Origin of the sequence: Sulfuriflexus mobilis, assembly GCF_003967195.1 — a bacterium.
In the GTDB taxonomy this organism is placed as follows: Bacteria; Pseudomonadota; Gammaproteobacteria; order AKS1; family AKS1; genus Sulfuriflexus; species Sulfuriflexus mobilis.
The window spans coordinates 1,932,531-1,956,107 of sequence record NZ_AP018725.1; the positions used below are offsets into that span (position 1 = coordinate 1,932,531).

Annotated in this window: 20 protein-coding genes; 2 read left to right on the top strand and 18 right to left on the bottom strand. The window is 50.6% G+C overall.

All coding sequences use genetic code 11. The annotated features are described in order from the left end of the window. Positions 1–13: 13 nt before the first annotated feature. The 14 genes from EL386_RS09510 to EL386_RS09585 form a co-directional block, all read right to left on the bottom strand. Positions 14–931, bottom strand: a complete 918-nt coding sequence (locus tag EL386_RS09510) for a glycosyltransferase family 2 protein (protein ID WP_126455646.1) — start codon at positions 929–931, stop codon at positions 14–16. Continuing rightward, positions 928–2,457: an oligosaccharide flippase family protein gene (locus EL386_RS09515; RefSeq protein WP_126455648.1), complete on the bottom strand. Its 1,530-nt coding sequence runs from the start codon at positions 2,455–2,457 to the stop codon at positions 928–930. The genes EL386_RS09510 and EL386_RS09515 overlap by 4 nt, the downstream gene beginning before the upstream one ends. A gap of 35 nt (positions 2,458–2,492) precedes the next feature. Further along, positions 2,493–2,678, bottom strand: a complete 186-nt coding sequence (locus EL386_RS15885; protein ID WP_126457310.1) for a CmcI family methyltransferase — start codon at positions 2,676–2,678, stop codon at positions 2,493–2,495. Between the two features lie 307 nt (positions 2,679–2,985). Continuing rightward, on the bottom strand, positions 2,986–3,813 hold the full coding sequence (locus EL386_RS09530) for an FkbM family methyltransferase (RefSeq protein WP_126455650.1): 828 nt from the start codon (positions 3,811–3,813) through the stop codon (positions 2,986–2,988). A 425-nt stretch (positions 3,814–4,238) separates the two neighbouring features. Continuing rightward, the gene (locus EL386_RS09540) at positions 4,239–4,577 is read right to left on the bottom strand and encodes a MarR family EPS-associated transcriptional regulator (RefSeq protein WP_126455652.1); all 339 of its coding nucleotides are present in this window, start codon (positions 4,575–4,577) and stop codon (positions 4,239–4,241) included. A gap of 551 nt (positions 4,578–5,128) precedes the next feature. After that, complete coding sequence (locus EL386_RS09545) at positions 5,129–6,544, bottom strand: O-antigen ligase family protein (RefSeq protein WP_126455654.1); 1,416 nt, start codon at positions 6,542–6,544, stop codon at positions 5,129–5,131. Positions 6,545–6,572: 28 nt separating this feature from the next. Beyond that, positions 6,573–8,522, bottom strand: coding sequence for an EAL domain-containing protein (locus EL386_RS09550; protein ID WP_126455656.1), 1,950 nt, complete (start codon positions 8,520–8,522; stop codon positions 6,573–6,575). A 90-nt stretch (positions 8,523–8,612) separates the two neighbouring features. Then, positions 8,613–9,350, bottom strand: coding sequence for a transglutaminase-like cysteine peptidase (locus EL386_RS09555; RefSeq protein ID WP_197722049.1), 738 nt, complete (start codon positions 9,348–9,350; stop codon positions 8,613–8,615). 253 nt (positions 9,351–9,603) lie between these two features. Further along, complete coding sequence (locus EL386_RS09560; RefSeq protein ID WP_126455658.1) at positions 9,604–10,503, bottom strand: class I SAM-dependent methyltransferase; 900 nt, start codon at positions 10,501–10,503, stop codon at positions 9,604–9,606. Between the two features lie 122 nt (positions 10,504–10,625). After that, positions 10,626–12,167, bottom strand: coding sequence for a TRAP transporter large permease (locus tag EL386_RS09565; protein ID WP_126455660.1), 1,542 nt, complete (start codon positions 12,165–12,167; stop codon positions 10,626–10,628). Beyond that, the gene (locus tag EL386_RS09570; protein ID WP_126455662.1) at positions 12,164–12,865 is read right to left on the bottom strand and encodes a TRAP transporter small permease subunit; all 702 of its coding nucleotides are present in this window, start codon (positions 12,863–12,865) and stop codon (positions 12,164–12,166) included. Before EL386_RS09570 ends, EL386_RS09565 begins: the two co-directional genes overlap by 4 nt. Before the next feature lie 81 nt (positions 12,866–12,946). After that, positions 12,947–14,092, bottom strand: coding sequence for a TRAP transporter substrate-binding protein DctP (gene dctP, locus EL386_RS09575; protein WP_126455664.1), 1,146 nt, complete (start codon positions 14,090–14,092; stop codon positions 12,947–12,949). 302 nt (positions 14,093–14,394) lie between these two features. Then, positions 14,395–15,720, bottom strand: coding sequence for a four-carbon acid sugar kinase family protein (locus EL386_RS09580; protein ID WP_126455666.1), 1,326 nt, complete (start codon positions 15,718–15,720; stop codon positions 14,395–14,397). Positions 15,721–15,765: 45 nt separating this feature from the next. Further along, complete coding sequence (locus tag EL386_RS09585; RefSeq protein WP_126455668.1) at positions 15,766–17,985, bottom strand: phosphoketolase family protein; 2,220 nt, start codon at positions 17,983–17,985, stop codon at positions 15,766–15,768. A 250-nt stretch (positions 17,986–18,235) separates the two neighbouring features. Between EL386_RS09585 and EL386_RS09590 the strand changes: the two genes are divergently transcribed. After that, a complete protein-coding gene (locus EL386_RS09590; protein ID WP_126455670.1) occupies positions 18,236–18,988 on the top strand; it encodes an IclR family transcriptional regulator in 753 nt (250 codons plus the stop codon). A gap of 73 nt (positions 18,989–19,061) precedes the next feature. Beyond that, positions 19,062–19,781, top strand: a complete 720-nt coding sequence (locus EL386_RS09595) for a 2-keto-4-pentenoate hydratase (RefSeq protein WP_126455672.1) — start codon at positions 19,062–19,064, stop codon at positions 19,779–19,781. Positions 19,782–19,857: 76 nt separating this feature from the next. On the opposite strand, the gene EL386_RS09600 is transcribed toward EL386_RS09595, so the two are convergent. Genes EL386_RS09600 through pdsO form a run of 4 tightly spaced genes read right to left on the bottom strand, consistent with a single transcriptional unit; the run spans position 19,858 to position 23,516 of the window. Further along, positions 19,858–20,418, bottom strand: a complete 561-nt coding sequence (locus tag EL386_RS09600; protein WP_126455674.1) for a class GN sortase — start codon at positions 20,416–20,418, stop codon at positions 19,858–19,860. Then, entirely contained in the window at positions 20,415–22,544 is a 2,130-nt protein-coding gene (locus tag EL386_RS09605) for a marine proteobacterial sortase target protein (RefSeq protein WP_172597694.1), read from the bottom strand. Before EL386_RS09605 ends, EL386_RS09600 begins: the two co-directional genes overlap by 4 nt. After that, positions 22,522–22,695: a hypothetical protein gene (locus tag EL386_RS15625; protein ID WP_172597695.1), complete on the bottom strand. Its 174-nt coding sequence runs from the start codon at positions 22,693–22,695 to the stop codon at positions 22,522–22,524. Before EL386_RS15625 ends, EL386_RS09605 begins: the two co-directional genes overlap by 23 nt. A gap of 11 nt (positions 22,696–22,706) precedes the next feature. Then, complete coding sequence (gene pdsO / locus EL386_RS09610) at positions 22,707–23,516, bottom strand: sortase-associated OmpA-like protein PdsO (protein ID WP_126455679.1); 810 nt, start codon at positions 23,514–23,516, stop codon at positions 22,707–22,709. Between the last annotated feature and the right edge of the window lie 61 nt (positions 23,517–23,577).

The following is a 23,577-nucleotide window of genomic DNA, read 5'->3' on the forward strand; positions in this document are numbered from 1 at the left end:
TGATACATAACAGTTAGTACCTCGACTTCCGTCGGAGAAGTCTATTCTTCCTAAGAAGATGCGAAAATGCATTCTTGTAAGTGGTTGCCATTACTCTAATAATATCTATAGGAAGGGTAGCCAAAAGCATAATTTTAACATCCCACTTTGATGGTATACAAAGAAACCAACAGTGAAGCAAAATTGTCTTATATGGGAAAGCGGTATGTAGGAGTTTCATATAAAAAGAAGATGAAGATACTTGGTATGCCGCTGAATCAGGATGGTCTCTCTTAAAATAACAAGCAGTGGAGTCATTTTCTAGCCGCCCAAATTGCAGCGCGAGAAAAATCGGGCGGTTGTCATCTGCTCCTACCCATCGATTGTTCCAAACGCTAAAGAACTCCGTTTTATTTTCTGTCAATATCGACCGTTTGTAAAGGCCATAGAAAAGATTTGCTTTCCAAGCGGAATTCCAAAGAAAGAATTGTGCCAGCCGCACTAGCTTGTTAGAGTTTAGTTGCATAGGATGATATTGGGTTAATATTTGATCATCTACTCCAATAACCACGATTTTCCCAAAGGAGATGCACACACCCTCTGAAAAATTATCTAACAATCTCTTAATCCAATCGGGTGCCCACATATCGTCAGCCGCGGCCCACATAAAATAAGTTCCTTTTGCTTCTTCGAATACAAACCTAAAATTCCATTCGCCACCCATGTTTTCAGGCTGCCTAAAGTATCTTATTCGAGAATCATTTTTTACGTACTCCTGACAAATATATTCAGTACTATCACTCGATGCATTGTCAGAAATAATCAACTCAAAATCATTGAACGTCTGTGACAATAATGAATCAATCGCTTTACGAATATATTCGGCTCCGTTGTAAACAGGCATTCCAATACTGACCGTTGGAGTTACAATCCCCTTTTCATTTTTTGTCATGGTTGTCTACTACTTCCTGTCGTAATTAACTTGACCTTGTCCGTCAAATACCGGGTGATCTGATGCCGCACCATTGGGGCAGTTAGGGCCGCGGCAATCAGCACACAAACGGAAACTATCATCAGTATGGCGAGTTCAACGATCTTGCTCATCTCGGCCGGGATCGCCCAGCGACATAACGCGGCGGTCGCCGTCGCGGTAACAAGAGGTATGGCCACGTCCTTACAGTACCAGCGCCATTTTTCCTTAGGAAGCAGCCGCCGATGCATGAAATAAATGCCAAAGATCAGATAACCCGTATTCAGCGCCACCCAGACCCACGCTGCACCTATGGCGCCGTATTTCGGAACAGCCCATAGAATGCCTGGCACCAGCACAGCAACCGCAACGCTGTTAATCTTGATCGTCAGTGTAGTCCAACCGTGGGCCAGTTGCGTCTGATATGGAATCCACATCAGCCCGTTGAACAGAGTCCCCAGAGCTAGGACAGACAACAACGGTGCCACGTGTTGGCTCAGTGCCGAATCTGCAGTCCACAATAGCAGCACCCTGTCGCCAAACACCATCAGCACAATGGCGGCTGAGCCCATCAGAACTGTTGCCAGTTGCGCCCCCTGATGGTAGGCCGAGCGCAATGCAATCTCGTCACCACGTGTCACAAGTTCGGTAAAGCGGGGATAAAACGCGTTGGCGATCGGTCCTATCAGCATATACAGGGCATTGGCGACGGTCCCCGCCAAGGCGTAATACCCAAAGAGTTCCAAGGTCAGCAAGCGCGACAGCAGAATCTTGTCGACTTGAGTCAACAGCAATGCCAGCAAGGTGATCGTCATCATGCCTGCCGCGAAACGCCAGATGCCAATCAGTGCGGACCAGGAGAAGCGCGCGGGTCGGGGACTCTTCGGCAGAGTACGGTAAACCACTCCGGCAAACATCACGACAGTCGTCAGCGAAATCAGACCTTGCCAGATAAAGAAGGCTTCGATGGTAGGGGATACCCAGGCCAGCACGCCTACCGCGCCCAAGCCACGCGCCGTGGCCAGGATGCTGCTCAGGACGTTTTGTAGTACCTGGTGCTGCAAGCCAACGATGCTACTCACATAGATGTTTTCGATAAACGAAAGCGCGGTAACCGCACCCATTACCGCGAACGCCTGGGCTATCACCTGCAGCGGCAGGTCATTTGCTGTTACCCATTCGACGGCCAGCCAACCCGAGGCGGCCCAGATCCCGAGCGCTACTGCTCCGGCGATAGCGATCCCGATGATCTCGATACTCCGCAACAACTCCCGGATGGACTGGGCATTGTGCGCACCGCCAGTAAAGCGTGCCATTTCCCGGCCCAAGGCTGGCCTCATCCCCATATCGAGCAGCGCCATCCATGCCTGCAGAATGGCGAATATGCCGATAAGGCCGTAGGCCTCAATTCCAAGGTACTTGATGTACAGCGGAATAAAGGCCAACCCCATCAGGGCGCGCCAACCCTGACCGAGATAATTCGCGACGACGTTCTTCTTCAGGGACATGGTTAATGAGCGCGTATATGCATATGCAGCCTAGCCTACCGAACCCGTTTCAAATATCCATTCGGTGCGACACTGATCAGCAGCTTGTAATCGATCTGTTTGTCGATCTCAAATTCTGGCTGAGCCTTGAGGTATTCCCACACGGCGGCTTGGGGTTGTTCCCCAGCCCCCTCTTGAAGCCGGTGTGTCCGGTCAGGAAAACCCGCTTGCCACGCGAGAATGCCCTATTCATGGCCACACTTTCCATTACGCCTTGCCGGAGGTCCAAAGTTCTTCGAGAATGTTTTTATCGCGTAAGGTATCCACGGGCTGCCAGAATCCCTGATGTTCAAAGGCCATCATCTGGCCCATCTCTGCAAGCCTGGTAAAGGGCCCCCTTCCTAACTGCTGCGATCGCCCTCGATGAGATCGAAACATTTCGGAGAAATTATAAAAAAAGCCTCCGTTGAAGAGTCCGCCATCGCCGCGCGACTTTGAAACTAAACTTTAAACAGTTAGAACACATAACTTAAATCGTTGAACATTCGCCTACCGGACTGGAACAAGGGTATTGTTCGCATCAAAGCGCGTGGGCGTAGAAAGATTTTCAATAGAACAGCCATTACGAACCAAAACGTAGTTGGCCTCGAAAAACCGCTCTAGCTCGGGATGCCACTTTTCATAAATTTCAATTCCGTTGCCATAAAGTTTTCCCAATCTGTATGGTTTGTCTTCAATGAAATCGAACACATCCTTCAGCATCGAATGGTTCGCAACCCAGCGGTGGTTGTATTCAAATTGCCAAACTCCTATAGACCCTGCACGCAAGCTTTTCTCGGCACCGCGCAGAACGCTCATATCATGCCCCTCAGTGTCGCACTTTACGAATAAAACCGTTTCCAGCCCTACTGATGCCAGAAAATCATCGAACCTCTGCGTCAGAACTTTCTCGGCGACGGCGCCTTGAGTGTTGTGCAGCGAGTTCGTTCCTGCTAGTTCGCCAACAACGAAGAACTCAGCTTCACCGGTATGCTCGGATAAGGCTATTTTGTTTAGTTTTACGCAAGCATCAGCCTTGAATCTGTCTGACAAAAACGCATATGTGGATTGGGTCGGTTCGAAGGCATATATCAGCCCACGTTTACCGAACCGATCAAGGATTCCGCGCGCTTGCGCGGTCCAATTACCTTGGTTGGCCCCAATATCCATCAAGATTTCTGTATTACCAGCCAGATCACCAAGGAGTTTCTCTATCAGCCAATACTCGCCGTTGAATGTGGGATTGTTGGTCACATCACGCCTAGCCCAGCAATATAGGCGCCGTCCGAGTCGCCAGATCAGCGATCTAATCTCAGTAATTCTCATTAAATCAATCATTCATTTTCTCAAGGGTTGATTGTGGCGAGGGAGCCGCACCTATGCTCTGATCACATTGACTACTGATTCGAAGTACACGCCCGTGCGTATCGGTGATGAGATATTGGCCGCTTTGGTTTCATCCAGATTATAGGTGTAACTGAGATGAGGTATGCCGTTCAGCTCATCCTCCTTGATCTCCAAGATGCTGTCTCTCCCCGGCTGAAGTTCCCGTATTCTGTTTTCGTTAATATATCGAAACCAATGGTCTGATATATCTTACCAAACTCGACAGCAAGAGGCAGACCGATATAGCTAAGTCCAATGATGGCGATGATTAAAGGTTCGTTACTAAGTGTACGAATTTTTATGTTTTTCATTTTTATAGTTTGTGGAACTAATAATTAATGATAAATGATCAAGGCCTAATTGCGATAACGTGCCTGTCAAATTTCACTCGATGAGGAAGACTGTGTCACTTCCTGTTTGAGTGTCTCAATCTCGTTTTGCAGGGCATCAAACTCTGCAAGTTTGCGCTTCAGAAATGATGCCGTGATCCTGACCTTCTCTTTTATGCCCTCGGGTGTGAGCAGGTAGGAGTAAGCCAGTTTGTTGTGGCTGTTCTTGAAATTGGAGGCCTTGATATGCCCTTTCTCAATAAGCGCCTTGAGGCAATAGTTTGTTTTACCCAGGCTTACGCCAAGCTCCTCAGCCAGCTGGCGCTGCGAGATCTCGGGATTCTGCTCAATGAGCTTGATGACCCGGTATGAAATTTCTTCATTCATTTTCTGGTAATTGGTATCTAAGAGTGGTGACGGGTGATTTGTAATGGGTAACGAATAAGCCGTTATGAGTGAATTCAGGCACGCTACCGCCATACCGTCCTCCCCAGGCAGCATGGAAATTTTAGTTATTGTAATGTTTTTATTATAGTTTTTTTATGCACTTGTCAGTCAAGTGCCTGTGTTCACTGGTTGAACATACCACATCCAGACCCGCCATGACCATACCCAGCATCAGGGTATTATCAAGATACTTTGGCAAGATTATTTTGTGAGATACAAACGGAATCAGGCGGCCAAGGCATTCAAGCAGGATCAGGGCGTGTTGCTCGCCCTGTGAACCCTAGTGTCGCAAAAGAAAATCAGTTAGGTTCCTTGTCGAGTTTCTAATTTGCTTCACTGCTTATTTTTTATTTACTGCTGTACCGCCCCATGCTCTCGCGCATCCCTGTGCTCCGCAAAATAAGTACTTCCTATACAAAATCCTAGCCCTCCCCCTCAAAGGGGGAGGGGATAAGGTATCCCTGCTAGAGAGTCACCAGTTCTCATTACTGTTACGTATTCGCTCGTTGCAGGTGCAAGGCCAACGATGCAAACGCCTGCAAAAGCATAAAGGTTGCGGCGTTAGCGGGTATCTGCAGGTTAAAATCGACGGTGCCGTGGATAAGGATCGCTGAGGTACCCATGATAACGGCAAAGGCGATACCTATGTACAAGGGGTCCCGGCGCTGCCGCAGGGCCTTCAGGGCCTGGAGTATGATGCTTAGAACAAACAGGCCCAATATGGTAAGGCCTAAGCCGCCAGATTCGGTGGCGAACTGCAGGTAGTCATTAAGGGCATGATCGTGAAATACCTTTATGTCTCCTCCACGGTAGCGGGGGAAGGCCGTTGAAAAGCTGCCACCACCCGCTCCGAACACGGGATAATCCTTTATTAGCTCAAGAGTATAAATATCTACTTCAACGCGTTCCTCTTTATCTATGCTGGTCTGTTCTATCCGCTGTACCACCTTTTCGATGCCGAACCAGGTACCGATGATCATGATATCGATGATCACGAGGCTAACGAGCAGGATCACGGTCGAACGTGTGGCATGACGAGTGAGCATGAGACCGATCACGCCCGCGATCATCATGCTGGCAAAGAATGCCGTGTTGCCCATGCGCGAGTGGGTCAGAACCAGCGCGATCACCATGATGGCGAGATAGATCCGTAGGCGCATCTTCGGGCTGAAGATGAACTTCAGCACATTGCGCAATCGTTGTCGCCAGAAACGGGTCGTGCCGCCTTCCAGGCCGGCAATCAGCAGGCCCGTGCCTGCCGCCAGGCACATCTCCAGATAACCGGCGAGATGATTTCTGTTGATAAATGTCCCGGAGGTAACGGCCGGGTTACCAGACTGCACAAACAGGTGGTCGAGGCCAGACAGGGTCAGAAAGCTGCCATAAACTGCCTGAAATACCCCGCTGAAAACCAGCACAGTGGCCAATAAACGGAGGCGCTGGCGCTGCCTGACCAGCAGCAGTATCAATATAAACAGGAGCACATAGGCGAGGCTTTTCAACCAGTAAGCACGGGTCGATGCCGGGTCGACCGAAAGTGTCATCCATGCCTCTTGCCCACTAAATGCCTGGGCCAGCCCGTGCATGCGCGCCGCCTCGGGAGACAGCACGGCGATGATACTCGAGGGTAATGGGGTGATCTGTAGCGTCAGCAGCAGCATCCAGGCGAGCAACAGCAGTAATGCCGTTCTGGCCTTGTATATAAGGGGGGGAATGTATAACTGGCCCCGCGCATAACCCCAGCACCACAGGGCAAACATGATGAATACCCAGACCTCCATAAGACTCCAGGCCCAGATACGGTTACTGCCCAACGGCAACGGCACCCAGACGACGAATGCCAGCAGCGCATAGAACAAGCCACGGTCAAGGCGAGAAGAAGTGGCATTGGAATGCGATTGAATCATTTGTTATTCGTTATAAGTAAATTGATGACTACCAGGCCTCAGGCTGACCGAAATGGTAGCCCTGGGCACCGTCGAGGCCGAGCTCTTTGAGCTGCTGCCAATCGGCCTCGTTCTCGACGAACTCACCGAGCACCTGCACATCCAGACCGTGGGCGATCTGGCATAAAGACTGGATAAAGAAGCGATTATCCTTGTTTTCACTCACGCCGCGCACCAGGCCGCCGTGGATCTTGATGAAGTCGAGCTTCAGGTCGTGCAGGTAACCGAACGGGGCGAATGCCGTACCAAAATGGTCAAGTGAAACCCGGCAACCAAGCGCTTGAAAGCGGCTCACCATTGTCTTGAAGGCCGGTGTATCGGCAATTGCCGCATATTCCGGGGTCTCGAGAATAATGCGCTCGGCCAGCGCCGGGGCGGCGGCCAGCCGCGCATAGGCCCAGTCCATGAAGGCCGGGTCGTGCACCGATGAGGGCGAGAGGTTAATGCTGTAACTACCGGTGCCGTTTTCGTCTGCCGTAGCGAGTTTGCACAGCAGGTTTTCGAGGATGTAGCGGTCCAGCTTTGGCATGAGCCCGAGGCGCTCGGCCGTCGGCATGAAGACGGCCGCTGAGATCGGCGCACCGTCATCCCCCATCAGGCGCGTATACAGCTCGTAATGCAGGCGGTGACCGTCTGCAATGTTGATCACGGGCTGACGCGAGAAGACGTATTTGTGCAGGTCGATGCTGTTTTGCAGGATCTTCGCCCAGCTCTGCGCGCCATGCACAACCGTTGGTGCCTGCTCGTCCATGCCATAGACCTGCCAGGCATTCGGGCCCTGCTGCAGACTGGCCCGCAATGCCATATCGGCCTTGGCGAGCAGGCTGTCGCCCTGGATCTTGCCGCTATACCAGGCACCGCCAATATGGCAGGTTCCCTGTTCGGTAATCTGTTCCTCGATGAGCGGGATCTGGTAGGCGAGTTCTTTGGCCAGTTCATTCACTGTTTCGATATGGGCACCAGGCAACAACACCCCAAATTCCCCACCGGAGATACGGGCCACAAACACCTGGCCAAGTGGTGCGGTGCAACGCCGGATGGCATCGGCGGTCTCTTTGAGCAGTTCATCGCCCTGCTGGAAACCCCGCGTAGTGTTAACCTCGGCAAGGTCCTTCAGGCCAATGAATAACACCGCCCCCTGATGAATGTCATCGGCGGCCTTAACGAGGTGCTCAAGCTGCATATCAAAGCTGCGCCGGTTGGCGAGCCCGGTGAGCGGGTCAACATAGACCTCCTTGCGGATGCGCTCAATCATATCGGTCTGTTCGCTGAGCATACCCTTGACCTTGAACGACATCCGGTTCATGGCTATGACCACGCGACGCAGCTCCCGTGTCCACGGTAGTTTGTGCATAATCGGGAACTCACGTCGGGAGATCGCCAGTGCCTGGTTTTCCACCTGGCTTAGCGGCTTGAGGATAACGCGCAACACCATGACAAACGCGGCAACACCCACGGCAAACGAGAACAGGAACCACCAGAAGGTATCGACCGTATTGCGCCACAGGTCCAGGTAGGCATAGCCGGGGTGGCTGCGCACCTGCACGTGTGCCACCTGCTTCCAGTTGTGCGTGATGGTGCTCAGGCCTTCCGGGGTGTCCAGTGGCAACATGTCGACAAACCAGGCCGGGACGTCCTTGACCGTAACATTGAGCGCACGCTCGATGATCGGCGTACCATCAATAGCCATAATGCGGATGTCACGGTAATAACCGCGATCAAAAATGGCATCGACCATCGAGGTCATGGTCGGCAGGTCATTGTTTGCCATGTGCGGGGTCAGTGACAGGCCGAGTGAGCTGGCCGTATCCTGGGCGTGGGATTCGAGTTGGTGGGCAAGATAGCCACGCGTGTTATGCGTGCTGACGGCAAGGGTACCGATAAACAGCACGATAAATAATAACGTGATAATAATGATCAATTGGCGCGATAACGACATAGCTTGTTATTCCTCTCCCCCTGCTGCGGCCGTGGTCAGTACGCGAAGTACACCCTACAATATCCGCCAGATAAAGCACACCCTGTATAACTATTTCAGCTTATTCTCGTTGTTCAGGCGGATGCCCAGGTCCCGCCACAGGGCAATGCGTTCAGAGCCGCCCACCCGACGCCCCTGCCCTCGCTCCTTCGACAGCCACAGACCATCACCATTAAAGGAGTATACAGGCACCAGGTCATCACGTTGCGAGGCCGGCCAGATGCCGTCAATCAGATTATCCAGCACGAGCGGCTCGGCGTCCGGGCTTGAATAATAGGTGAGTACCATATGCGCCTGGTTCAGTTCAACGGCCTTGACGTAGGTGATGCGCATGCGCTCGACCGGCACGCCCATTTCCTTGAGGGTAAAATACTTGGCAATGGAAAAGTCCTCACAATCGCCGCCATTCGTAGACAGGAACTCCACCGGGGTTGCCCAGTAGTCTTCCCGCTTCCAGTGCTCGATGTCACTGACAAAACGAGACTGGTTAAAAAAGCGGTTCACGACTTCCAGCTTTTCGCTGACATCCAGGTCCTTGTTATGCTGTACCAGGGATTGCCATTGCAACAGGCGGTCCATGGCCGGTTCACCGTAATGCACCTTAACCTGGTTGAGAAGTTGCTCCGTGAGCCCGAAGGCGCCGGCCGCCAACCAGCCAACGGCGACAACAAACAGCAGCAGTGTGAGAAAGGATTGTCGGGCCCAATACATAAGCTGCGCGGACGGCCACATGCACGCCTCGCCCGGGATCGGGCACTCGGCATTTTGCAAGTATCGTTGTGGCTGCATAAGTACACATTTGTTACCTGATGGCAGATCGCGAACAGCCCGCCGCACCAGGTGTTGGTTAACCTGTTTACCTTATCGGTAATTAAGCTGAAATCTTTAGTGTTATAGGAAGATTAGAACGTGTGAAAATGGCCTTTTTTACACCCCCTACGCCGCTTATTCGGTGACCGGGCGTTTTCGAGGTTAATTCACCCCATAAGCCATTGATTATATTGGATTGTGCGAATAACAACCCGACCGGTAATTGGGCAAGTCAGTATAAAGCCTCTAACAGCTGACCGGCTTTGCTAACGACCGGCATCGCAATATAGGCCATGAGCGGGTGCGCATCGCCATAGCGCAGTATTTTTATATTAAAGTCCTTATCGGCCTGCTTAAAGATATGCGCGAAGTCACTGAGCGATATCGGGTAATCACGCATATGCGCATGCTGGTAGGTGGCATCCGCACATTCACGCCCCGCCCCCTGATTCATTAATGTCTGACGCAAAAGATCGTTGTAGGTTTGACGCCATGCAGCAATGGGTGCATCACTGCCGAGCTCGTTATGCGTGACATGAGGAAGTCGAACAGACTCAATGAGTCCAGGTTCTAATAACAGGAAAGACTCCCTGGCATTGTCCGGGTGGTGATCGGGTCTTCTTTGATAAGGCTGGTCATCAGGTCGGTAGACATCATGATTTATGTAAACGCCCTTGTCGCTTATTATGACGGCTAGCTGCGTCGCCAGGTAATAGACCTCTTCGGGTGTGCCATGGTGAAGGTTGAGCCCCATAAAAACAATGTCATAGTGCCCCTCCAGTGCGCTTAGGCGAGGGTCCCATGCATTGCCTTCAAATACAGTGACATCACGAATGTTTTCAGGAAATTTAAAATACTGTTTGGCGAAACTTACCTGATCCGGATTGATGTCGATCCCCGTATAAGTGAAGTTTCTATCGGGAAAATTCTTTAACATCGCGGTAATGGAGACGGGTTCGGCACCGCAGGCGAGATCAAGCACTTTAATGGTTTTTGCAGCGTCACAGTTTTCAAGAAACGCGTGAATCACACGGGTGCCATAGATAATGGCCTCACGGTGAAACAAGGCATTGCTCTCAATGACGTGAGAGTAACAACCGTCTTTACTAAAGAGTTTCTCTTCGCGCATCATACATCAAAACATCCATGACAAGTTTCTCGGCCAACGTTCTATAACAAGCCTGGGCCGCAAGAAAAAGGCACCACTCTCTGGAGTATTTTATTCCACAGAGCGGTGCATCAACACATTAAGGGTTAACCGTAGACAAGGCCCGGTAACCAGGTGACGATGCCGGGTATGAGTACACAAAGCATTAAACCAAATGTCTGTAAGCCCAGGAATATCAATGCTGATCGGAAGATAGTTGCCATACTTATTTCCGGGGGACAAACACCGCGCAAATAAAACAGCGCATAGCCGAATGGCGGACTAATGAAGGACATTTGCATATTTACCAGGTAAAGCACGCCAAACCATAAGGCAACCTTGTCTCCCGGCACAGGGGGTAAACCCAGCAGGCCATCAAAGGTTAAGGATTTAATGATTGGCACAAAAATCGGCACAGCCAGTAACAATATGCCCACCCAGTCCAGGAACATGCCCAGGACCACCAATAAAATCATCATGATGAACAGGATGCCATAAGAAGACAGCCCGGTACTCAGGATGGTTTCAGTAATAAAGGCCTGCCCACCTTGCAAGATATAAAAACCTACAAATACAGATGCACCAAAGATAATCCATAACACCATGGCCGAGGCCTTGGCCGTGCTGACCGATGCATCTCGCAACCCCTTCAGGCTGCATCGATTATGCATAATGGCCACAACAATCGCACCAAATGAACCGATACCGGCAGCTTCCACGGGGGTGGCAATACCGCCAAACAACAAACCCAGAACGGTAAAGACCAGAATCAAAGGTGCAATCAATTGGCGCAGTAACAATATTTTATCTAGTAAAGAGATGCGCTCTTCTTTTGGTATTGCAGGGCCTAATGATGGATTCATCCATGAGCGGATCAATACATAGGCCACATACATGCTAGATAACATTATGCCGGGAATGATGGAACCCAGGTAAAGCTCACCTACCGATTGTTGTGCTACCACGGCATAAAGAATTGCCAGAATAGAAGGCGGTATGAGTATTCCCAGTGTGCCGCCCGCCATAATAGAGCCCAGGGCAATCTCATGGTTATATTTGCGCTTTAACATGGCCGGTAAGGCAATAATACCCATGGTAACTACCGCGGCACCTATGACACCAACCATTGCCGCGAGGATTGTTGATGCCAGGATGGTGGCAGCGGCAAGACCGCCATTTAGCCCCCCCATCCATTTGTATACCACATCAAACATTTCCTCTATCAAACCTGCCCGCTCTAACATCGAAGCCATAAATATAAATAATGGTATCGCGGCCAGGTCCGAGTTCGTCATCATTGGAAAAATACGACTTGGGATAATGTTTAACATGGCCTGGTCGCCGACCAGATAAATGAACACCACCCCCAGACCACCGGTTACAAATGCCAGCGGCAGCCCCATCATCAAGGCAATGAACAAGGTACCGAACATTAACCAGGTCAGGGTGGCAATGTCTGCGTCTTCCAGCATTCCGGCCGTACGGAACAGGAAGTATTCTTCTTCATAGGGATCGTAAAAAAAGATATTAATAAGCTCGACGACCACGGCAAATGTCATACCGACAGTGGCGAGGATCATTAACCATGTCCAAAACTTACCGGACAGATTCTGCCCAGGGTTTGGCGTATTAGCCACTGCAGTATTCATTGTTTATTACCCTCGCCCATAAGGCGGAACAGCATAATATCCTTTATAAGTTTTGAGAGGCCCGCCAGGGTGATCAACACGGCACCCGTGAACATCAGCAACTTGACCGGCCAGTACTGAATGCCCCAGGTTTCAAGTGTGGTTTCATTCATGCCGTACGAACTTGTAAAGAACACCCATGATGTCCCCATGAGGGCAATCGCAAATATAAAGAAAAATACCGAGGTAAAAATATCCATGCCGACGCGGCCACGTGGAGGCAATTTCACATAGAGAATGTCGACGCGGACATGTGCGCCGTGTAATAAGGCATAGGCACCCGTCATCAGGTACTGCATGCCAAATAATAAGAAGGAGGCTTCATGCACCCAAATGGTGGGCATGTTAAATACATAACGCATAACGACTTCATAGAAATAGGCAACAACGGCGTTAACGGTCCATAAGGCGATAAACACCCCTGAATAATCGCTGATTTTATCAATGATACGAGTGAGTCTGTTCCCCTCCGTATGCAGCACCGGGTCCTCTTCGGCCAATATATCAAGCGCAAGTTCTTCATCCGGTGTGGTGGGTTCTGCTTTTTTCTTAGATTCTTTGCGATTAAGCCAGTACATATAAGTTAGAGGCATAATAGCCAGCCAGCCCCAGTATGCCCAGTGCGGCACGACGAAACCGAAGCCCTGTAACTCATTCATATAATAACCCCCAAATCTGCTTCAATATAAAGTAGAGGACAGCTGAAATGCTGTCCCCTACTTCATTGCCAGGCGTTTTTGTTAATTAAACTTCTGCCCTTTGATATCGTTCGGGTTAACGTAACCCATAACATCATTGAGCATGTAGTCCAGCTGCAGTTTAAAGACGCGTTTCGCATCTGCGTCTTTATTCGCCCATTTATACCAGATGGGAATGGCTTTGCGGCGGAATTCAGCTACATCTTCCACGCTTAATCGTGACACAGTACTGCCTGATTTCTTGAACTTGTCCAGTGCCTCAACGTTGCGCCCCTGGATAGAAACATAGTGTTCGAGTGAGTAGGCCTTTACCTGCTCTTCAACCAGGGCTTGAAGCGAAGGTGATAAGCGGTTCCACGCGCGCTGGTTAACGGTGAGGTCCATTAAATCAACCGGCTGATAAATAGACATGACACCGGGAGGTCCAAACAAAATGTATTTAGTTACCTGGCCAAAACCAAGATCCCAGTTTACTGCAGGCCCGACATAATCTGCCGCATCAATCGTGCCTTTTTCCAAAGCCGGAAAAATATCAGAACCCGGCAAACTCACCGTGCTCGCACCGAATGACTGGAACACCTCGGAAACCATGCCACCGGGCACACGCAGCTTCAGGCCCTTAAAGTCAGCGAGACTATTGACCGGCTTTTTGGAATGAATGATGTTGGCGTCATGCTGAATAGGGCCGACATATACCAGACCTTGCTTGGCATAGATTTCACGTGCCATTTTCAGCATACCCAGGCCATAGAACATGGTATCCCACTGCGCCGGCTGGTCAGGGCCGGCGGGATATGAAGATAAAAATACTGATGCTGGAATTTTACCTGCCCAGTACAGGGTGAATGGGTTCATGCCTTGTAATACACCGGTTTTTACGGCTTCAAACAGTGCATTATTGTCGGCCGCCACCGATTTAGCCGGAAAGGGTTTTACCTTTAACTCACCACCTGTTCTTTCCTGGAAGCCATTACACCATTTTTCAAACAGTGTATAACCGGTAGTGCCCGCATCCCATGTCGTCTGAATTTTCCAGGTCTGGCCCTTTGCCGCTTCGGCATTACCAATAAAAGGCGCCCCAAGGATGGCCGTGCCGCCCACTGCTGCGGCAGACTTGATAAAATTTCGACGTCCGCTGGTTTCCTCTACCTTTTCTTTGAGAATTGGAGATTTTTTATCATCTTTCATATTCGACTCCTCATGGTTGGCTGTATACATCGATACAGGGAGAACCCTATCTCGATTTTCTTATAGCTATTATTATCATAATGCAGCTTTATACAAAGCAGGCTCTATACCTGTTCTGGCTAAACGTATGGTGCACGAATCTGATGAGAATGACGACTCACAATGTGAATAATTACAGCTGTTTGTATGGCCTCAACACGGTCGAGCAGGCTAAATGTCATATCCGCGTCAAGTATATTAGGAGAATCTGATGCTGCATGAGAGGGTTTTTTTAGTACCTGAGCAAGATTCTTTTTCATCGCTTAGGCTTTCGCAGACAAACGCTCATAAGCGGTGACCAGGGCATGTTCGTCGCCGACATTTCCGGGGAATATCACCACCGGCATGTCAGGATAACGCGGATGGTTGTTTGGACAACATACGACCGAGCAACCCGGCAGGATCTGCCCGACCACACGGGAAGTGCGTAATGCCAAACCCGTGCTCAAGACATCATTGGATGTAATCCCCCCCTTACTAATCAGGTAACCCAGTGTTTCAGGCAGGTTGCGCACCACATCCATGAGAAATGCAGAGACTTGTTCTCCGAAAGCCAGGCGGCTCTGTTGATCCGGAAATACCTGTTCAACACGGCTGGTATAGATAACGGGGGTTAAATGCTGCGTATGCGCCTGTCTCGCCTGGGTCAAAATCTCATCTAATAATGTCTTATATTCTGTTGGAATGCGCTGCACATCAACTTCCAGTGCGACAACATCAGCTACCTTGAGCAGTTGCTCCAGCTGCAGGGTTGTTTTTTTAACGTGTGAGCCAATAATCACGGCGCCCGGTTTTCCCCCACGCACATATTCGGCCATGGCATCTGCCGCGACGGGTTGTGCCGGGAGGTTTGCCAGGGAGGTTAACAAGCTTGCGCCGCTACGAAACAGGAAGCGTTTGCCGTGTTTTGTTGCGTCTTTTAATTGCTCCGCGAAATGGTTCAAATCAGCCTGTGTTTCACTATCTACGGCGCAACATACATTGTTTTTCAGCTTTAACAGGCGATCCAGGCTATTACCACGCACATCACTTAATAAAAACCGTTCAACTTGTTCAGCCTTGATCCTGCCGGACGTCTTTTCTTCAACATAGTCAGGTAGATAACTGTGCGTATAACCAAATACAGAATCTTGCGCAAACTCGGTTTCATGTACCGGCGTTTCTTTTCCCTCCACGACCAGATAATGAATGCTGTCACGCGTTATTCGCCCACCCTCGAAGAAGGCGGGCACGAGGAAATGTGCATCAAATGGCCCAAGTTCTTCGGCGATCACATCGGTTTCCACAGGATAGTGCCCGCGTAATGTCGAATCTGAGCGACTGACAAGGATCGGGCTGATATCCTGACCGTTATTTTTTAGCTCATCAAGCACCCGCTTAACATTCCGGCATACCTCCCGGGTGATGGCAGCAGCGCGATCCGCCCCCATCCCCCGGGTATTGGTCAGTACAAAAAATAACGGTGCCGAATCGAGCATTGCCTCACGCAATGTATCCACATCCCATTGCGTTAATAACAAACAGCTATGCACTGTTTGCGACCCTGTCGGGTCATCGTCGAGAACAATTATTTTTGTTTTTATTGTCATAATTCTCCAATAAAGTCATCGTCACCGCGCATCGGCACAAGCAATTTACTTCGCCAGGATGTTAGCGCGCTCAACCATGGCTTCAGCGGTGATGCCGTTAAAGTTCATGATTTCGGCTGGCGAAGCAGTGGTCTCGCCACGTTTCCAGGCGAAGGTGTCACGTTTTGCTGCGCGTGTACGTAACAGCACGGGCTCTAACGGCGCACTTGGCCCACCACTGACGGCAAGTAATACATCGGCATCAAACAGGGCATTAAAGTGGTCGTCGTCCATGAACTTGTTATCAGGCTCTGATACCGTATCCCATGCCACATCGGTAGGGCGGTATAAACGGCGTGGGTTAACCACGGCCACAATGCGGACACGGTAACCTTCCGTCTCCAGCTTATCTTTCGCCTCAAATACGGGCAGGAAGACCATGTCACCGGTTACGGCAAAGACTATTGTGCCCTTACTGCCTGATTTACTCTCGTAAATAGTGGCCGCGCCCTCTTCGACAGCATGTTGGGCCTCATCCAGTGTCATGTAAACAGGCAACGGGCTCTTGGAGGCAATGATCACCATGCCTTTATTGAAGCTATTGGTTGCCCATTCGTATGCCACCTGAATCGTATTGGCATCACAGGGAAATAACGGGAAAAGGTTACCGTTACGCATCATCGCAGCAAAATAGTTTTCAATTTCAGGGCGTTGATGGGTCCAGCCATTACGGCCTTGTTCCAGTGCACCGGCTGTAAACATGGTTACGATGGATGGCGTCTTGCGGCGCAACTCGGCCATGGCCTGGGTAACGGTTTGAACAATTGGCCAGCCATTAATGGCAAAACTTTCATATGACAACCATAAGGCACGCGAACCGAATAATGCCAGGCCGGCAGCAAGTCCGGCACAGGCATCTTCATTGAGTGGTTCATAAACCTGCCCGTTCGGTTCCTGGTTGTAAAGCGGGTCCACCGTTGGATGACGGATTTTCAGCGCATCATTAATGTTTTTCATCGCAGAGGCTTCATTACCATCGGCATTGGTGACGACGAAACGCTTATCCGCCTTGCCTACAGCGGCTACCAGTGCACCCATGGCGGTTGAAGGCACCGCCTTTTCATCTTTACTGAATTCATGCAGGGGCAACTTGCCCAGTGGGGTAAGCTCGAGAACATGTTCTGTGACGGATGTTCTGACAGCAGGCCCGCCGCCGGCACGCACGAAATTATCACGGACTATCTGCCATGCCTCCGGATTTAAGGCCCGGCGTTGCAGGCCGGCAATAATTTGAGGATGTTCCAGCGTATCTGCCGGATACAGATTATGTGACTTTGAGCCCACTGTGTGTACGCCGGCGCCTTTCATTTGTTTGATAATGAATGCGGTTAATGTACCCCCCATGGCGGATCGGGCTGCCTTATCAACACCTTCAAGTACTGCCTGGGTAAACTTAAGACGGTTCTCGAATGAAAAATAGGTGCTGTCGATATAATCACCTTCCTGGCCTGAGTCATCAAAGTCTTTTGCATCAATCAACACAACCTCTTTGAAGCCATGACCTTTCCAGTAATTGGTCATGTCTTCATTGCTCATGCGTGAAACCATCGAATGGTGTTCCTGGCTGTATCCATTCCAGACCAGTGTCGGCATAAAGTTGGTTGTTTCTGGGTAGGCCGTATTAAAATGCATCATGGCTGAGAGGATATAGGGCTCTCCCATACCGCCATCACCCATGGTGAACGGGAATAACTTTTCAGGGTGGAGTAATGCGCCCGCCATGGCAAAGTGCTGTCCCTGGCCTAATGGACCTGCGGGTGCGAGCAGGCCTGGTACGGCCCCTGATAAATGTCCAAGCAGGCCATGGCGTTCACGAAAACGCGCCTGCATATCGCTGACGGTATGGATACCCATCTCTTCAAGTGAGCTATCCAGAAACATGGCGCTATAGAAGCCCGGTGCATGGTGGCCCACTTCAGTAACAATATTGGTATGGCCCAGCATAACCAGTGCGGCATACGCATCCGCACTCGAGGCAAACCCACCCGGGTGGCCTGAGCCCTTGGAGCCGCACACCTGTAAGGTCAGGTAACGTAGTGCATCGGCCATCAACTGCGTCTGATAGACAGACTGCGGACTACAGCAGTCACTGATCGCACTCTGCCCCTCGGCAATAACTGCCGTAGCGGCTTTATCAGCATAGTCCGGCCATGCCTCACCATAGTGCTGAATGCCTTTGCAGAATACTGGCGCTGCAGGCATCTGTTGCTGTGCTGTTGTGGTCATTTTGCTCACCTCCGAAAAATTACGTATTACTCGTAGCCACTGTGTCAGTGGGTGGTGCTATTTGAAGACAGGTTAACCATAGAACATGCCGCCCAATCCCACAATACACAATCGTTTTCATAATGCGCAATATCGTGTACAATTTTGTCTATATAGAGGCTATTCACCCTAAATAAGTACTGGTTTAAACATAGAAGATGATCTAATCTTTCACAATAGACAATCGTTTTCATAATACGGAAATTTAAAAATGAGCAAAACACCCTCCATCCAGGTCATTGATCGCATGGCCTTATTGCTGAATATCATGGCGCGCTATGACGATGCGGTCAGCCTGAAGATTCTTTCCGCTGAAAGCGAATTACACCCCTCCACGGCATTTCGAATCCTCGCGTCACTGGCTAAACACCAGTATGTTGAGCGAGATGACAGCGGTTATTACCGGCTGGGGATTAAATTACTCCACCTCGGCTCCCATGTTCGCCAACGCGTAGGCCTTAGCCAGCAGGCTAAACCGATAATGAGAAAACTACGTGATGAATTAGGCGAAACCATCAACCTCACAATAAGAGAGAATGACGAGGTCGTATATGTTGAGCGTTGCATCAGTAGCCAGATGATGCGTGTCGAACAGGTAATAGGTAGTCGGGCGCCATTACATGTCACCGCTGTGGGTAAATTAATGTTGGCAGAAGCGGGTGAAGAAGAGTGCCGCCAATATGCACAAAGGACCGGGTTACCGGCGTATACAGAAAATACCATTACGGACATAGATGACCTGATCAGCAAAACCAAACAGGCAAAAATTAATGGTTATGCCTATGATAATGAAGAAGCCGAAAAAGGCGTTGGTTGTATTGGGGTGTTGATTTATAACAATGCTGGCGACATTGCCGGTGGCTTATCACTTTCAGCACCGATAGAACGGCGAAAAGAAGAATGGATACCCATCATCATAGAAGCAGGCAAGCGTCTATCAGAGAGCCTGGGATACTTCGGCTAATATTCTTTTAACAGTGATAATCGTTGTTCAATACGCTATCTATTCATGAATACGAAACGCAGAGTGATATCTCATGACCAAATCAATTTCTGAACAGGAACTTATTGAAGACGATGTGCTGATACAGGCAATGAATCTACAGCTGCATAAATGGAAGGCCATGCTCGCTTCCGGGCAGGAAAGAGTAGGTTGGAAAATTGGCTTTAATACTTTAGCTGATCAAGAGCGCATGCATCTGTCCTCCCCTATTATTGGTTTTTTAACCAGCAAAAGCCTTCTCGAGAACGATGGGGCTTATAAGGCAAAAGCTGCCTCTAAAATAATGCTCGAGGCAGAGATAGCTATTCTTATTGGGCAGGATGTTCCCGCAGGTGCGGATAAGGCACAATTGGCCGCAGCAATTGAGGGCTTTGCGCCGGCAATAGAGATCGTTGATGTAGCCAGGACACCTCATGATATCACGTCAATTCTTGAAGATAATCTCTTTCACGAGGCTGTCATACTGGGGCCGGTTAGCCGTGAGCACCCTGGTTTAGCGGCCCGGGACGTTGATGCCAAAGTATTTATTAATCAGGAGAACGTTCAGAGCGGCGATCCTTCGCGTTATCCTGAAGATATTACCGAAATCGTCTCGGTGGTTGCTGATACACTGGCCAGGCAGGGAGAGTCTCTGCAAGCGGGTGACTGGATAATATCAGGCTCAATCACCAAACCTGTTGCCGTGCAGGCGGGTGATCAGATAGAAGTATCATTATTGCCACTGGGTACACTTTCTGCGGAGATTACTGAATAAGATATCATAGGTATCTACCTGCCCTGTCTGAATAGGCAACAGCAGCAAGATTATTTTGTTAGGCCACCTCTTCTGGTTATATTTCAATCAATTCGGCATCCACCACATAACGTAACGGTCCGCCGCTAACGAGGCTATCAAACGGATAACAGGTGACGAGATGTAGCAGCTTGTTGTCCGGGTCACTGACCAGTTTATGCCGATGTATATTCAGCAATCGTATATCCCGTACCCGGTAACGATATTGCCCGCTGGCGGTTTGCAGATGGATGTCATTTCCCTGTTGTAATTGCTGCAGAAAACGGAAGTGCGTATCACGGTGACCACTGATCACAACACTACCGGCCTCGCCGGGCATGGCACTGCCCTGAGTATGGCCCGGACCAAACGCCAGCGTACGCCCGCTGTCGCCTGCGAGGACGATCTGATCGATACCCTGAGCCGGTACGCTGATCCGCGCCACGGCCCAGGTGTCGGCCCACGGCCAGGGTCTGGCCGCTTGTCCACTCTGCAGCGCCTCCTGCCAGGAACGCTCGAGTAGCTGTTGCGCGAGCGCTGCCTTGAGGTAGATCCAGCCACCGTCTGCCAGCAGGTATCCGCCGCCAAGCATGAGCAGCAATAACACAAACTTTTTCATATGTCCGTCCTGTTCAGCCAGGGCCAGGCGACCATACCTAGCAGCAGCAATACCAGACCGACGAGTAGTTGCAGCATCGCAGGGGTCGCGGTCTTTGCCATGCCGAATACCCGCCCAAACACCTTATTGGCGTTCATGCCCTTGGGTAATTGTGTCTTCATCGCATGACTTACGAGCGGTTCATTATGGCGCACCGGGGTTATATCCACGGCCACCAGACTGGTGAACTTGCTTACCAGATGATGTTTGAGCGCAAGTTGAAGAACCTTGTCACCTAATACTTTTTGTTTGTCCTGGCCATGAATAGCCAGACGCTGGTCCATAAGTGATGCGATCTTACGCCGTGCCCACACCGCGGCGATACCCTGCCGCTGTTGTCCGCCGGACAGGTTAACCTGCGTCTGCCATGGCATGGCACCAAACCTGCCCTTCAGTTGCAGGTCAACGGGTAATTGATCGGCCTTCATGGCCAGTATCACGGGTTCGCCCAGATAGAGATCCGGCAGCGGGTCAGGCAGGGTCTCAACTACCGTGGCGTCTGACAATACCAGCTTCAGATCAGTCAGTGCCGGTTGCGATAACTTGAACAAAAGTGGCTCCATCTTTGCCAGCACCTCATGGGTATTGCCGATATAGGTAAATGTACCGCGGCCGCGCTCGGCTGCCTTGCGCATGAAATAACTGTTGGGGGCAGAACCAATACCGATGGTAAACAGCCTATTGTTACCGAGGTGGATATTGATCGTCTGGAACAACTGGTCTTCATTGCCCACCGCACCGTCGGTGAGAAAAATCACCTGGCGAAGGCTGTTGAAATCATTGCGAATAGTCAGTGCACGCTTTAATGCCGGCAGCATCTCGGTGCCACCATTGGCATGCAGTTGCTCAACAAAACGTTCTGCATGCGCCACGCGCAATGAAGTGGCAACACGCGCATCCGGAAACAGGCTACCGTAACCGTGGTTAAACCAGATAATGTTAAAGCGGTCACGTGTCGACAGGCGTTCCAGTGCTAGCTTAAGTGCGGCCTTTGCCTGTGCAATTGAGTCGCCACTCATTGAACCTGAAACGTCAATCACAAAAATAAACTCACGTGCGGCAATCTGCTGTTTCATATTGGCTAAGTCTGGCGGCATAACCATGAGCAGGGCATAATCCTCGTCCTGATAGCGCTGCTTGAACATCGCGGCAACGGGGGCCTCATTCGCCACTGGCTTCCATACCAGTTCAAAATCCCGGTCCGCCGTAACCTCGCCTGCGGCGAGCTTGATATGAAATACGCCTGTGCTGTCCTCTTTGCTGAGGATGGTGTGATAAGGACTGCTCAGTTCTGCCAGTTGAAACCCCGGTGCCAGGTCAATGGAAATGGCTACCGGGCTTGCCAGCTCGTCTTGCGGGGTTGCTACCGGGGGGGTGATGCGTGCAGCATCCGCTACCTGTGGAGTATTCGTATGCCTTCCCTGCGCCCAGCCACTTCCACTGAAACTGACTGCATCGCTTACCGGAGCCAATGAAACAGCGGCCCCGGGAATATAACGTGGCGTGATCGCCATAGGAAAACGCAGGCTGAAGTGGTTGTCGGTATACGTCAGTGTTTGCAGATATTCTATTTCAACATGTACCTGTTCACCCGGCGCGATGTTGGCGACCGAGGTAGTAAACATGTTGGGCCGTTCCTGTTCCAGCAGTGATGCGCGTTTGCCCGCGCGCCTGGCCTGCTGATAAATCTTTTTCGCCTGTTTGCGTTCCTTGATCTGCCCTTCGATCACCCGCTCACCAATACGCAGGCGCATGCGATCGACTGCGGCTTGTTCCGGCAACGGAAACACATAAACCCCTTCCGCCCATTCAGTGCCTTCATTTCGAAACTGTTGGCTAACCTTGACCCGCGCCACCATACCGGACACCTGCATGCTGACATCCGTGTTCAGCAATGGTGACGGAGAATATTGTCCGGGGGTATCGGTTTTCAACAATAATGAACCGTGTGTGACTTCAGATGCACGCATGCTGCCATCATTACGCAGCATTTCACTGGCCTGTAACATAGGCCCCTTGCCTGCCAGTAGCGCCAAACCCAGCAGCCAATGCATCACATAGCGCTTATCTATTATAATTTTGTTCATCTGAGTTCTCCTTGTCGGGGCTATCTGCAGATTCCACACCATCCAGATAGCGATGACACTCATAATCAAGGCTAAACGGTACAAGTGGCTCGCAGATCAGTTCCGGGTGATCGAAAATAAGTTCGTCAGTGATCGGTATAAACAGTTTCATGAGTTATTGCCTTATTGCTGACGCAAACCGACAGGCACAATGCTTCCCACTCGTTTGCCTGCGCCTTTCAACGATGCGGCCTTGTCAGCATCTGATGGCTGGGTGATAAAATTAATCACCACACGGCGATCAAATGCATAGGCTTCAATATCACTCGGTGTCGAAATGGTATTGCGCTCTCCCCAGGCAGTGGCATGGATGCGTGTGTTTTTTATGCCGGCCTTTACCAGCATTTGACGAATGCTGTTTATGCGGCGCGTGGAAAGTGCAAGGTTGTCAGTGTCTGCCCCACGCGGGTCAGCATGACCGGCAAGCTGAATATCCACCTCGGGGAACAGTTTCATGACCGCAATCACCCTTTGCAGTTGCGGTGTGTAATGCGGCTCAATATTTGAGCTATTGGTTCGAAACTGCACATCCACGCGCATACCACTGGCCAATGCATTGACCGCCTTGCGATTCGCGCCGGATGTAACCTTATGTAACAGTGTACTGTCCCGACTTACCTCTATACGGGCTTTGGCCATGCCGGACTGTGCATGTGTGATGTCTTTGCGCAGCGCGGCCAGCTGTTGATCTTTTTCCGTCAACTGCTGTTTGTAGTCTTCGGTCTGCCCCGCCTGTGCACCAATAAGACCACCGACAACAAAACCGATGGGGCCGCCGACTAACGCCCCGGCCAGCAGGCCGATGCCAAGACCGGCATCCTCTCGGGTCGGCTGGTATTCATATCCCATGTCAGGGCCGATATCGGAGGCAAAGGTGTTAGTGCTGCCCATTACAGCGGCCAGTGAGATAGCTATAATTGTCTTTTTCATCATGTTCTCCTTGTTTGCGATTGGGCCAGCGCTGCCATCCTTGGCAAATTCGGTGTAAATCCTG